Genomic DNA, 11,662 nt, shown 5'->3' with positions numbered 1-11,662 from the left:
CTCACGTCTATACAACTAAAAAATACTGTAATTTAAAGGAGATAAATTATCATGGAAAAAATCTTTAAAGTAACTAGCGACTCAGGAATTCATGCTCGTCCCGCAACTCTACTTGTAAACACTGCAAGCAAATTCGGTTCTGACATTAACTTAGAGTATAACGGAAAGAACGTTAACTTAAAATCAATCATGGGCGTTATGTCTTTAGGCATTCAACAAAACGCAGAAATTAAAATCACTGCAAATGGTGATGATGCAGCTCAAGCACTAGCAGCTATCGAAGAAACTATGAAAAACGAAGGATTAGGAGAATAATGACTCTTAACATTCAAGGGATCGCTGCATCAAGTGGGATTGCTATTGCAAAGGCTTTCAGACTTGAAAATCCTGAATTTAACATCGAAAAGAAATCAATTACAAACGAAGCTGCAGAAATTGCACGCTTAGACGCTGCGCTTGAGAAAGCAAAAACTGAATTAGAAGCTATTAAGGACCACGCATTTGCTGAGCTAGGTGCTGACAAAGCTGCGATCTTTGAAGCACATTTATTAGTGTTAAATGATCCAGAACTAGTAAACCCAGTAAAAGATAAAGTAAATAGCGAAAAAGTAAATGCTGAATTTGCAATGGATGAAGTTGCATCAATGTTTATTTCTATGTTTGAAAACATGGATAACGAATATATGAAAGAACGTGCTGCGGACATTCGTGACGTAACAAAACGCGTTCTTGCACATTTACTAGGAATTAACTTCTCAAATCCTGGTACAATTTCTGAAGAAGTAATCATCATTGCTGAAGATTTAACACCATCTGATACAGCTCAGTTAAACCGTAAGTATGCAAAAGGTTTCACTACTGATATCGGTGGACGTACATCTCACTCTGCAATTATGGCTCGTTCTATGGAAATTCCAGCTGTTGTTGGTACGAAAGTTGTTATGGAGAAAATCCAAAACGGCGATATCGTTATCATTGACGGTTTAGATGGAGAAGTAATCGTAAACCCATCAGAAGAAACTCTTCGTTCGTTTGAAGAAAAGAAAGCGAAATTTGAAGAGCAAAAAGCTGAATGGGCTAAATTAAAAGACCAAGCTACTGTAACAAGTGACGGACATCACGTTGAGCTTGTTGCAAATATCGGAACACCAAATGATGTACAAGGTATTATCGATAATGGCGGAGAAGGCGTTGGCTTATACCGTACAGAATTCTTATACATGGGCCGTGACAATCTTCCAACAGAAGAAGAGCAGTTCGAAGCGTATAAAGCAGTTCTTGAAGGTGTAAAAGAAGGTCAACCAGTCGTTGTTCGTACACTTGATATCGGTGGAGATAAAGAGCTTCCATACTTACATTTACCAAAAGAAATGAACCCATTCTTAGGATACCGTGCAATTCGCTTATGTCTTGATGAGCAAGATGTGTTCCGTACACAACTTCGTGCATTACTTCGTGCTAGCGTATACGGTAACTTAAAAATTATGTTCCCAATGATTGCAACTCTTGATGAGTTCCGTCAAGCGAAAGCAATTTTATTAGAAGAGAAAGCGAAACTTGTAGAAGCGGGTACAACTGTTTCTGATTCTATTGAAGTTGGTATGATGGTTGAAATCCCAGCTTCAGCAGTATTAGCAGATCAATTCGCGAAAGAAGTTGACTTCTTCTCTATCGGAACAAATGATTTAATCCAATACACAATGGCTGCAGACCGTATGAACGAACAAGTATCTTACTTATACCAACCATATAACCCATCTATTTTACGTCTTGTAAAAATGGTTATCGATGCTGCTCATAAAGAAGGCAAATGGGCTGGTATGTGTGGTGAGATGGCGGGCGATTCACTTGCTATCCCATTATTATTAGGATTAGGTTTAGATGAGTTCAGTATGAGTGCAACATCTATTCTTCCTGCAAGAACACAGCTAAGCAAGTTGTCGAAAGCAGAAATGGAAACATTAGCAGAAAAAGCATTAATGATGTCAACTGCTGAAGAAGTTGTTGAACTAGTTAAAAGCATATAATCAATAAAAAAACCTGAGCCGATTTGAAATCGGTCTCAGGTTTTTTCTATGAGAAAAGTAAATCTTATTTGCTTACTATCGAGGATAAGAGACAGAATTAGATAGCGATTGCAACGATATCAGTTGGGCATACACGTAAAATACCAGTAAAAGTATTTCGATTTTGATTGTTCTTATCGTCTTTATTGTTATCTTTGTTATCTTTGTTATTACGAGCTAAAGCAGAGAAAAGAGCAACACCGTTAGCGAAACCTTCAAAAATTACATTATTGAAAGTGCCATTACCTCTAATGCTTAAAAGAGAAAGCTCTGTTCCAACTGAAATGCTAGCAAGTACGTTACATACAGCTGGTTGTTGTGGTCTAACTACTTCTCTCTCTTTCTCGCGATGTTCGCGATGGTCACACTCTCTTTCACGATGATGACAGTCTCTAAAGTTATCACAGCATCCAAATGATCCAAACATAATCCTCATCACCCCCTTCACACTTATAATCTATGTAAGTTCGGTAGTTAGTGACTGGACAGAGAGTGGAATTTTTTCTAGGGGATTTTCTCATTTTAAATGACTAGCTGGGTGTTTAGTATGGAATGATGTTTAAAATAGGGGGAATATAACAAAAAAATGTAAAAACCACCGAAATAAATGAAATGGGTAGCCTTTACACTTTTTTACTTTTATATAAAACGATGATATATACAGGAAGAGCTAGGAGTAGTGGCACAATGGATCGTGCAGTATGTTTTTCTGATTCTAATTGGAATGCTTCTTCTTTTGGAAATTGTAAAATGGAGATGTTTGCGGCATCACCAATAAAATATAGAAGCAGTACAGTTACTATGTAACATAAAAGTGCGATAAAGCTTCCGTATGAACTCAATGAAAATCCCTCTCTTGTTATCTATTTGTTATCATTGTATCACAATTGTAACAAAAATACACGGGTATATTTCAACACCTTAACAAAATTCGACACGAAACGTCACGTTTATTTATGAGGAGGGAATAGAATATACTTTCCCATAAGTATAAATGTCGAATGATTTGTAGTAATATTACAAAAGTATGACAGGAAATAAAAAAACGAAGGCAACGTAGTTACCTTCGTTTTTTATTATTTTGCCCACTCACTCACTTGCTCTACGCTCATGCGAGGTGCAGGGTGGCCTTTTAAAGTTGATTCACCAATTGTAATAAGCATAATTGGAACGTAACGAGATGAAACGTTAAATTCGTCGGTCAGTGCTTGTGGATTGAAGCCACCAATAGCACAAGTATCCCAACCAGTTGCTTTAGCTGCAAGCATAAGTTGCATTGCTGCTAAAGATGCATTTGAAAAGGCAGCATCTCTTGGGAATTGTTCACGAGCATATGCAGATTCAATATTTTTAGCTAAGCGTTCTTTTGCTTCTTCTTTCATAAATCCTTGTTCTACAATTGGACCATATACCGGCTCAACATTTTTATAAGCTTCTAAATCGCCTAAAATAGCGACTACTGCAGAAGCATCAAGAATTTGTTGTTGGTTATAAGCTATTGGGTGTAATCGTTTTTGTACATCTTCACCTTGAAAAACAAGGAATTTCCAGTGTTGTAAGTTCCAAGCGGAAGGTGCTTGTGCTGCGGCTTTTAAAATCTCATGTAATTCTGTAGATGAGATTTCTTTATTTGGGTTGAATGCACGTGTAGATGTGCGTTCATATAGAACATCAAAAAAGTTGTCGTTTGTCATTGTATATCCTCCAAATTGTATATCGAATTATTTTCAAAAAAATAATATACACTACTTACATTTTGTAAGTTATCGAATTTAAGAATATAATATCTTTATTTTAATTGTCAAGTTTTAAAATTTAGCTAGGGCATTCATACAAACGATACAATTCCTACAATCATACACTAAAAAAGGAATTTATAGAGTGAAAAGCGAAGATAACATTCTCAATTAGCTTGTTAATATGTATCTCTCACAAATTAAAGTTTATTGGAGACCAGTCTTTTAAAAAAGTTTGTGAGGAATTCAGTAGAACAAGATATATGAAGTGAGTGAAGACTAGTGATGAACATACTACATTTTTTATTAGAGAATACGGTTTTCCAAAATGTGTTACAAGATCTGCAGTTAAATGTCCTTTATATAGAAAATGGATGTAAGCATCAACAAACGGTAGAAAATATCCATCCAAAATGTATGTTTATAGCAAATAGTTTTGAAGAGGGCGAACTATTATTTCAAAGAACGAAACCACACATTATCATTACGTATGTAACAGATTATTCTCAAATAAAATATATAAAGAATATGTATACTCCGCACAGTACATTCATTGTCATTTGGGATCAACAAATAACAAAAGAATTCACAGATGTACTTGCATTAGGAATACGTAATATTGTAATAGCTCCTGTAACTCCGCAAGCAGTGTTAGAGGAAGTGAATAAGAGTTTGTATCAACTTTCTTTAGTAAGGCAAGTTAGTTTGCAGCAGGAATTGCTTCAAACGATGTTTGATTTTCAAAATGATCTATTATTTATAGTAGAAGATGATGAAATAGTTGATTGTAATACAAATTTTTTAGCTTTTTTCGGATATGAAAATTTGTTTGCCTATCGTGAGCAACATTTAGTATTTGCTGAACATTTTATTAGAGAAAATGGATACTACTCGACGACGCATGATATAACATGGCTAGACGATACTTTATCTAGTGGTAGAAGAATTAAGATGTTAAATTATGAAGGGGCAGTATCTACTTTTCTATTACGTGCGACACCATTGCCAGAAGATTTATCAAGATTTATTGTAAAGTGCACGGAAATTACAGAATTAGATGAAATCTATCAAGAACAAGAAAGACTTGCTATGATAGATTCATTGACAGAGATTTATAATCGTTTAAAGTTTCAACAAATACTAGAGGTAGAATGGGAAAAGGTAATACGTAGTGATGAGAAAATAGCAATCATTTTATTTGATATAGATAATTTTAAAACAGTTAATGACACATATGGTCATGATTTTGGCGATTTAGCATTAATACAACTTGCAGAGCTTATGAAATCTAAAGTGGAGCAGCAACATGTATTTGCAAGATGGGGAGGAGAAGAATTCATTATATTAGTGACAAATACAGTAGAAAAGGAAGCATTTCAAGTTGCGGAGTCATTACGATTCTTTATTGAAACAAAGCAATTTACTGGAATTTCGAAGTTAACAGCTAGCTTTGGAGTTGCGTTATATGAACAAGGAACTACAAGAGAAGAATTAATGCAACGAGCGGACATTGCATTATATGAAGCGAAAAAAAATGGAAAGAATCAAGTATGTGTGTATAGAAAAGAAAAAATGTAATTTTTCGCAACAAATTGTTGCGATTTTTTTTTATTGTTTGATAATAGAATAGGGGGGATAATTTTTAGCGAAGGAATTATGGAGGATCAATATGATAAAAAAAGTAATGGTGATGGCTTCACTGTCTGCTATAGTTGGCGGCGGAGTATACTATTTTCTTGTTAGCCCCAATATAAAGGAAAACACTGTATTAACAACTAAAGTGAATCCTACTATTGAATCGGAAGTACAAGGGAATATAGAAGAAAAAGAAGAGCAACAAATTGATTATGCTAGCATATCTCAAAAATTAGATCAATATTTAGTCGGAAAGCAATTTAATGGAACAGTTTTGGTAACAGATAAAGAGCATGTTATATTGAATAAAGGATATGGGTATGCTGATGTTCAAAATGAAATAGAAAATACGCCTCAAACAAAATATCGTATCGGTTCTATTACGAAAACAGTTGTTGCCACATCTATTTTACAGTTGCAAGAACAAGGTAAATTGAATATTCAAGATAATGTAAATAAATATATTCCTTCATTTCCGGAGAATAAAAATATTACGCTATATCATTTATTAACGCATACCTCTGGTTTACCTGAACATGCGAAAGGAAATGTGAATGCTGCTTCCCGTTTACAGTTAATTAATTGGATTGGACGTCAAAATTTAGAATTTCCTGCAGGAACAGGTTGGAGATATACAGATTATAATTATATGGTTCTTGCTTATATAATAGAACATATCTCCAAAAAACCTTTAGGAGATTACATAAAAGAAAACATATTTATAAAAGCAGATATGCATGAATCCGGTATGGGAAATATGGTACCTGGAGATAAAAATTTTGCAAAGGGTTATGTGAAAAAAGATAAAGAGCTTGTACCAGCGCAGAAGTTAGGCATGGATTGGCTATATGGTTGTGGTGAGATGTATACGACAGTTGGAGATATGAAGAAGTTAGACGAAGCAATTATAAATGGAAAACTTCTTTCTGAACAAAGTATACAAGCAATGTTTTCGCCTTCAGCAGAACGGAAATATGCATTTAGTTTTTATATATATCCAGATTATTTTCATAATCATGGTGTGTTATCTGGTTGGAACACTTTCAATAATTTTAATAAAGAAAAAGGAATTTTTGTTATGTTATTTTCAAATGTGAAAAATAGTATGGATGATGACTTTAATAAAGAGTTCCGAAAGATGGTAAATGATTTATTAGAACAAAGGGGATGAGAAAATGGAACATAAAACTGTATCAATAGGTTTCATTGGTATTGGCGTAATGGGAAAAAGTATGGTTTATCACTTAATGCAAGATGGTCATAAAGTATATGTATATAATAGAACGAAAGCAAAAACAGATTCTTTAGTGCAAGCTGGTGCAAATTGGTGTAATACGCCAAAAGAGTTAGTGAAGCAAGTTGATATTGTAATGACAATGGTTGGATATCCACATGATGTAGAAGAAGTGTATTTTGGTATAGAAGGAATTATAGAACATGCAAAAGAAGGTACGATAGCAATTGACTTTACGACATCTACACCTACTTTAGCAAAACGTATTAATGAAGTTGCAAAAAGCAAAAAAATATATACGTTAGATGCACCTGTCTCAGGAGGAGATGTTGGCGCGAAAGAAGCAAAACTCGCAATTATGGTAGGTGGAGAGAAAGAAATATATGATAGATGCTTACCTTTACTTGAAAAGTTAGGAACAAACATTCAATTACAAGGACCAGCTGGGAGTGGACAACATACAAAAATGTGCAATCAAATTGCCATTGCTTCCAATATGATTGGAGTATGTGAAGCTGTTGCTTACGCGAAGAAGGCTGGACTGAATCCAGATAAAGTGTTAGAGAGTATTTCAACAGGAGCAGCAGGTAGCTGGTCATTAAGTAATTTAGCTCCTCGAATGTTAAAAGGAGACTTTGAGCCAGGATTTTATGTAAAGCATTTTATGAAAGATATGAAAATTGCTTTAGAGGAAGCAGAAAAATTACAATTACCAGTCCCAGGCTTAAGTTTGGCGAAAGAATTGTATGAAGAGTTAATTAAGGATGGCGAAGAAAATAGTGGAACACAAGTATTATATAAAAAATATATAAGGGGGTAAACGAGGTGGACCTTCAAAAGTTTGATGAGATGATTGATACTGTACAGCGAGCTACTTGTATGCAAATTAATGAAAGACAAAAAGAAGCTTTTAAACAAAAATATGATTTTGAACCAGAATTTGAATATGGAAGAGATGAGAAGGGGCATTATGTAATTCGAACCTCAAAAAAGATGTTAGAAGAAATGGAGTTTTATTTAGCATTGAAATATGATCGTGATGGAGTGGATCTTTATATGCAAGCTGAGATTGACGGCATATTTTATGTATCTGTTAGCTATGGTGAAGATGCCCTACATCTACAAGAATTGTTTCAATTTCTAGAAGAAAATAAATAAAAGTCCTCAAATGAGGACTTTTATTTATTTAGTCATCTTTAATTTTTATAATTATAAGTTAGAAGCCCGGCGGCATCGTTCAACCGGGAACGGGATAATTTGTGCGATGTGATTAGGGCCAAATTGTTTTGTACGAGCATGGCGTATTATATAAAAAGCACACAGAATTGAAACAGGAATAGCGCCGAATAAACCAAATAATAAAGCGCTTACACAAGATGCGACAAATCCTAAAACACCAATTTCTAACTCTTCCATAATAGCTCCTAAAATAACAGGAAATGCTCCACATGTAACTCCAAGTATAAGTGCGATAAGTAAGCTCATGATTATCCCCCTCTGTTTGCGATATTATTTTCCTTCTTAGTTAATTGTAGTATATCACATATAAAACAGAATTTTCAGAAAAAATTCAATAAATGTTCAACAAATGTTCGAAAAATGCACTTGAAAAATCAGGGTGTTAAATTTGTGATGAAATAGTACTTTCAAGTAAATAAAAAATCAGGCTTATTTCAAAATGAAATAAGCCTGTTCCATAGGAGGATGTATATATGTAGAGTGAATAAAAGTTTGGAAAAGGGGGTCCAAGTCCTTTTATTCAACTAACTACCTTAATAGATTGGAACCCAGCCTTCAGTTGTCACAAAAATACGAATAGCTACAACTTGGCGATCATCTTGCAAGGTAAAATAATGTCTTGCATTTTCAGGAACAGATATTAAATCGCCTGGCTCAAGTTCAACATCAAAGAATTTCCCATCTTTACCTTCAATAGCGAAAATGCCATGACCACTGACGATAAAGCGAACTTCGTCATCTGTATGATGGTGTTCCTTTTGGAAATTAATTAATAATTCGTCAAGGTTAGGGGTGCTATTTGAAAGTGAAATTACATCATGTGCTTTATAACCACGGCGTGCTGAAACATCAGCGATTTCTTTTGAAAACACAGCTAATATTTCAGCTTTGTTTTCATCTGTTAACGAATAATTTTCATTTAAATGAGTAGGAAGTTTAGAAATATTCCATTTCTCATATAAAACGCCTTCCTCTTGTAGAAATTTAGATACTTCCACTTCATTTTCAATACGAGTATTTACTTCATGAATACGAATTTGCGCCATTAGAAACGCCTCCTTGAATTGATAATAGTTTTATATGAAATTGGAATAAAAACTCATAAGCTTCTAATCTCTTCTTTGCATCAAAGCTATCTCGGCCCCATACAGTAATACCGTGGTTACGGATTAATACTGCACCCGAATCTCCTTGTATATGCTTTCGGAAGTTTTCTCCAAGCGTTGGGATATGGGCATGGTTTTCAATAATAGGAATTTGAATTGTTGCACCTTCTTCCCAAATATCGAGTGCTTTAATAATTTCTTGATTTTGAAGGGTGACTGCATCACTATATAAATTTGTGATGACATTATTATCAGTTGTATGAACATGAAGTACGCACCCGGCATTCGTATTGTTATAAATGTGTGTATGCAATATTGTTTCTGCTGAAGGGCGTAATTCAGTCTCTAAAACGGGAACTCCTACATGATCTACTAATAGAAAATCATCTGGAGTGGTTTTTGTTTTATCTTTACCGCTTGCTGTAATAAGAAAAGTAAGTGGTTCATGGCTAACCTTTATAGAAATATTACCACTTGTTGCTGGAAACCAATTTCGTGTTGTTAACTCTTTTTTTAACTCGCTTAAGTCATACCATTGACGAAAAAGTTGTTTCATGCCTTCACCTCCAACAAAAGTTTTAATTCAGCTTGCACATCTTGAAATGTTTCAAACGGTGTATAAGCAATATGATTTTCTTCACACTTTGTAATAAGAAAATCGCGAGCGAATACTTTATCAGCTTGTTTCGCGGCTTGTAAATCAGTAATAGAATCTCCAATTACAATATGAAAGTCATTTGTATCACTTAATTTACGGATTAATGATGATTTACATAATCCGCAATGATTTTGACAATGATCATCACAAGAATGAGGCCATTTAACTGTAATAAACTCTGCTGAAAAGTCTGTTTCATTACAATAAATTTGCTCTTTTGGAATGATTCCTTGTAAGAGTGGATAGACGAAGAAATCCATTCCACCTGATATCACGTAAAAAGAAATGTTATTTTCCTTTACGAATTGTATAAACTCATGAAAACCACTACGGATTTCAGCAGTTTCTATTAAAAATTGAATAATATCATCGTGCAGATTAGTAGGTATTAATTGAAATAATCGAGAAACACCTTCTTGAATGGATAGTTCTTGTGATAAAATTTTATTCTTTACTTCTTCGGCTTCTGGTGGTGCGAATTTTTCCATAATGGACATAATGTTATCATTATTTGTAATCGTGCCATCGAAATCACAAAATACTTGAATACTCATAATTTCACCTCATAAGAGGGATTTCCCCATATTTGTAGTGCACTATGCAAATTTATGTCGTCTACTTCATGGAGTGGTTTATTTTGCAAAGTAGCATCAATTGCAGTACGGAAAGCTTTACCGCCGCCTTGCGCTCCATTTGGATGTCCGTGTATCCCGCCGCCAGCATTAATAACAACATCTTTACCGAAATCTCGTACAATAAAGGGAACGAAACCAGGATGAATACCAGCAGACGGAACAGAAAAGCTCTTCTTGAAAAATGCATCGTCTTCAGTTAAATATTTTGAGATAGCAAGAGCCTCCTCTTTTTCTAGCGCAACACTTCCGTATGGAGATGGGAATAATGAAAAGTCAGCCCCAGCATAACGTAGTAGCTTTCCAAGTAATAATGGTGATGAAACTCCATATAACTTGGATGCTGAATAAGCACCACTTACAGCAGGATGTGCCATAATAGGAACTGGGATTTCATCATCTTCTGCAAGTGATTGTAGTACATCTAGTCCGTAAGCAAATACGTTAAATAATAGAATATCAGCTCCAGCTTGCACTGCACGTTTAGCATTTTCTTTTAAATCAAAAGTTCGTCCTGTTAAATTTAAGGCATATAACGTTTTATGACCGTATGTTTCGTAGACAGATTGTAAAACTTCTTTTCCAGATACAATGCGTTTCGTAAGTGGTGTTAATGCATTTTCAAATAATATTTCATCATCTTTTACTATATCTACACCACCAATTGCTTGATCGCGTAATTGCGTTTTTAAATACCCAATGTTTCGTCCAATCATTCCTTTAAAAATACTCATTAAAAGGGGACGATCATGCACTTGTAAAAGATTTCGAATACCATCTATCCCGAATTTTGGACCAGGAAAATGTTTTTTTAACTCGTCTGAAAAAGTTAAGTCAATTAGTTTTACTTCGCCATCAAGTGATAGCTTTCCAAATGTAGTGGTTAAAATCGCTGGTAAATCTGGACTGAAGTTTAATAGCGGATATTCGATTTTAATAATTCCGCGTTTTACTTTTTTACGTAAATACGAATTGGTATATTCATGTTCAGCTAATTCCTCAACATGAATGACGTTGCCTTTATGCTGCTTTAATTGTTCTTGCAATAAGTGTGGCAAATGAGTCCAAGAGCCAATTGTTAAACCGAGTGCAATTTGCTCAGCTTTTTTTTCTAAGTTATGTGAATCATCATGGATTAAATACGTCGCTATAATTCCGCTCATTGTTATAACCTCCTAGTTAAATAAAAAAACCTCTCAGCTAAGGAGAGGTTTTTTTACAACCAGCTCCTTATCTGTCAGCGTAATGCTGCGAGAATTAGCACCGTGTCTACAATTGTAGATCGGTTGCCGGGTTTCGTCGGGCTCGTCCCTCCACCTGCTCTTGATAAGAAGTATTTAGAAATGTTTAAATTTT

The 11,662-nt window shown here is 34.6% G+C and carries 14 protein-coding genes and 1 riboswitch; of the genes, 6 read left to right on the top strand and 8 right to left on the bottom strand.

The features are described 5' to 3' along the window. The first annotated feature begins 51 nt into the window (after positions 1-51). A complete protein-coding gene (gene ptsH / locus N2V80_RS20255; RefSeq protein ID WP_000411080.1) occupies positions 52-315 on the top strand; it encodes a phosphocarrier protein HPr in 264 nt (87 codons plus the stop codon). Beyond that, positions 315-2,027 (top strand): phosphoenolpyruvate--protein phosphotransferase, encoded by a 1,713-nt coding sequence (gene ptsP, locus N2V80_RS20250; protein ID WP_000174207.1) that lies wholly within the window; start codon positions 315-317, stop codon positions 2,025-2,027. The genes ptsH and ptsP overlap by 1 nt, the downstream gene beginning before the upstream one ends. 97 nt (positions 2,028-2,124) lie before the next feature. Here the strand turns inward: ptsP and N2V80_RS20245 are convergent, their stop codons facing one another. The 3 genes from N2V80_RS20245 to N2V80_RS20235 all read right to left on the bottom strand — a co-directional run bounded on the left by N2V80_RS20245 (position 2,125) and on the right by N2V80_RS20235 (position 3,760). Then, the gene (locus N2V80_RS20245) at positions 2,125-2,493 is read right to left on the bottom strand and encodes a DUF3915 domain-containing protein (protein ID WP_000468039.1); all 369 of its coding nucleotides are present in this window, start codon (positions 2,491-2,493) and stop codon (positions 2,125-2,127) included. Positions 2,494-2,689: 196 nt separating this feature from the next. Then, on the bottom strand, positions 2,690-2,908 hold the full coding sequence (locus N2V80_RS20240) for a hypothetical protein (protein ID WP_000100485.1): 219 nt from the start codon (positions 2,906-2,908) through the stop codon (positions 2,690-2,692). A 234-nt stretch (positions 2,909-3,142) separates the two neighbouring features. Beyond that, positions 3,143-3,760, bottom strand: a complete 618-nt coding sequence (locus N2V80_RS20235) for a nitroreductase family protein (RefSeq protein WP_000180372.1) — start codon at positions 3,758-3,760, stop codon at positions 3,143-3,145. A gap of 327 nt (positions 3,761-4,087) precedes the next feature. On the opposite strand from N2V80_RS20235, the gene N2V80_RS20230 reads away from it, so the two are divergent. The 4 genes from N2V80_RS20230 (at position 4,088) to N2V80_RS20215 (ending at position 7,829) form a co-directional block, all read left to right on the top strand. Then, positions 4,088-5,380 carry a GGDEF domain-containing protein gene (locus N2V80_RS20230; RefSeq protein ID WP_001023189.1) on the top strand — a complete coding sequence of 431 codons (1,293 nt, stop codon included), beginning with the start codon at positions 4,088-4,090 and terminating at the stop codon, positions 5,378-5,380. 91 nt (positions 5,381-5,471) lie between these two features. After that, positions 5,472-6,608: a serine hydrolase gene (locus N2V80_RS20225; RefSeq protein ID WP_061654445.1), complete on the top strand. Its 1,137-nt coding sequence runs from the start codon at positions 5,472-5,474 to the stop codon at positions 6,606-6,608. A 4-nt stretch (positions 6,609-6,612) separates the two neighbouring features. Then, positions 6,613-7,491: an NAD(P)-dependent oxidoreductase gene (locus tag N2V80_RS20220; protein WP_000400473.1), complete on the top strand. Its 879-nt coding sequence runs from the start codon at positions 6,613-6,615 to the stop codon at positions 7,489-7,491. Between the two features lie 5 nt (positions 7,492-7,496). Further along, a complete protein-coding gene (locus tag N2V80_RS20215; RefSeq protein ID WP_058840145.1) occupies positions 7,497-7,829 on the top strand; it encodes a DUF3909 family protein in 333 nt (110 codons plus the stop codon). Positions 7,830-7,880: 51 nt separating this feature from the next. On the opposite strand, the gene N2V80_RS20210 is transcribed toward N2V80_RS20215, so the two are convergent. The 5 genes from N2V80_RS20210 to mtnW form a co-directional block, all read right to left on the bottom strand. Continuing rightward, a complete protein-coding gene (locus tag N2V80_RS20210) occupies positions 7,881-8,156 on the bottom strand; it encodes a hypothetical protein (RefSeq protein WP_000054659.1) in 276 nt (91 codons plus the stop codon). 287 nt (positions 8,157-8,443) lie between these two features. Continuing rightward, on the bottom strand, positions 8,444-8,956 hold the full coding sequence (locus N2V80_RS20205) for a 1,2-dihydroxy-3-keto-5-methylthiopentene dioxygenase (protein ID WP_000057317.1): 513 nt from the start codon (positions 8,954-8,956) through the stop codon (positions 8,444-8,446). Then, on the bottom strand, positions 8,934-9,572 hold the full coding sequence (locus N2V80_RS20200; protein ID WP_000811347.1) for a methylthioribulose 1-phosphate dehydratase: 639 nt from the start codon (positions 9,570-9,572) through the stop codon (positions 8,934-8,936). Before N2V80_RS20200 ends, N2V80_RS20205 begins: the two co-directional genes overlap by 23 nt. Next, positions 9,569-10,228 (bottom strand): 2-hydroxy-3-keto-5-methylthiopentenyl-1-phosphate phosphatase, encoded by a 660-nt coding sequence (locus N2V80_RS20195; protein WP_000027467.1) that lies wholly within the window; start codon positions 10,226-10,228, stop codon positions 9,569-9,571. Before N2V80_RS20195 ends, N2V80_RS20200 begins: the two co-directional genes overlap by 4 nt. Then, the gene (gene mtnW / locus N2V80_RS20190) at positions 10,225-11,469 is read right to left on the bottom strand and encodes a 2,3-diketo-5-methylthiopentyl-1-phosphate enolase (protein WP_000014192.1); all 1,245 of its coding nucleotides are present in this window, start codon (positions 11,467-11,469) and stop codon (positions 10,225-10,227) included. Before mtnW ends, N2V80_RS20195 begins: the two co-directional genes overlap by 4 nt. Positions 11,470-11,533: 64 nt before the next feature. Further along, a riboswitch (SAM riboswitch) is annotated at positions 11,534-11,639 on the bottom strand. Positions 11,640-11,662: the final 23 nt, after the last annotated feature.

The sequence above is a fragment of the Bacillus sp. FSL W8-0640 genome (genome assembly GCF_038007725.1).
GTDB classification, from domain to species: domain Bacteria; phylum Bacillota; class Bacilli; order Bacillales; family Bacillaceae_G; genus Bacillus_A; species Bacillus_A cereus.
The sequence above is the reverse complement of the archived record's forward strand: the minus strand, read 5'-3'. Positions and strand labels throughout refer to the sequence as shown.

What these genes read in the sequence shown, in the direction of transcription:
- N2V80_RS20225 (WP_061654445.1), top strand. Translation starts at nt 5,472, where the DNA reads ATGATAAAAAAAGTAATGGTGATGGCTTCACTGTCTGCTATAGTTGGC.
- N2V80_RS20230 (WP_001023189.1), top strand. Translation starts at nt 4,088, where the DNA reads ATGAACATACTACATTTTTTATTAGAGAATACGGTTTTCCAAAATGTG.
- N2V80_RS20210 (WP_000054659.1), bottom strand. Translation starts at nt 8,156, where the DNA reads ATGAGCTTACTTATCGCACTTATACTTGGAGTTACATGTGGAGCATTT.
- N2V80_RS20235 (WP_000180372.1), bottom strand. Translation starts at nt 3,760, where the DNA reads ATGACAAACGACAACTTTTTTGATGTTCTATATGAACGCACATCTACA.
- N2V80_RS20205 (WP_000057317.1), bottom strand. Translation starts at nt 8,956, where the DNA reads ATGGCGCAAATTCGTATTCATGAAGTAAATACTCGTATTGAAAATGAA.
- ptsH (WP_000411080.1), top strand. Translation starts at nt 52, where the DNA reads ATGGAAAAAATCTTTAAAGTAACTAGCGACTCAGGAATTCATGCTCGT.
- N2V80_RS20200 (WP_000811347.1), bottom strand. Translation starts at nt 9,572, where the DNA reads ATGAAACAACTTTTTCGTCAATGGTATGACTTAAGCGAGTTAAAAAAA.
- N2V80_RS20245 (WP_000468039.1), bottom strand. Translation starts at nt 2,493, where the DNA reads ATGTTTGGATCATTTGGATGCTGTGATAACTTTAGAGACTGTCATCAT.
- N2V80_RS20220 (WP_000400473.1), top strand. Translation starts at nt 6,613, where the DNA reads ATGGAACATAAAACTGTATCAATAGGTTTCATTGGTATTGGCGTAATG.
- ptsP (WP_000174207.1), top strand. Translation starts at nt 315, where the DNA reads ATGACTCTTAACATTCAAGGGATCGCTGCATCAAGTGGGATTGCTATT.
- N2V80_RS20195 (WP_000027467.1), bottom strand. Translation starts at nt 10,228, where the DNA reads ATGAGTATTCAAGTATTTTGTGATTTCGATGGCACGATTACAAATAAT.
- mtnW (WP_000014192.1), bottom strand. Translation starts at nt 11,469, where the DNA reads ATGAGCGGAATTATAGCGACGTATTTAATCCATGATGATTCACATAAC.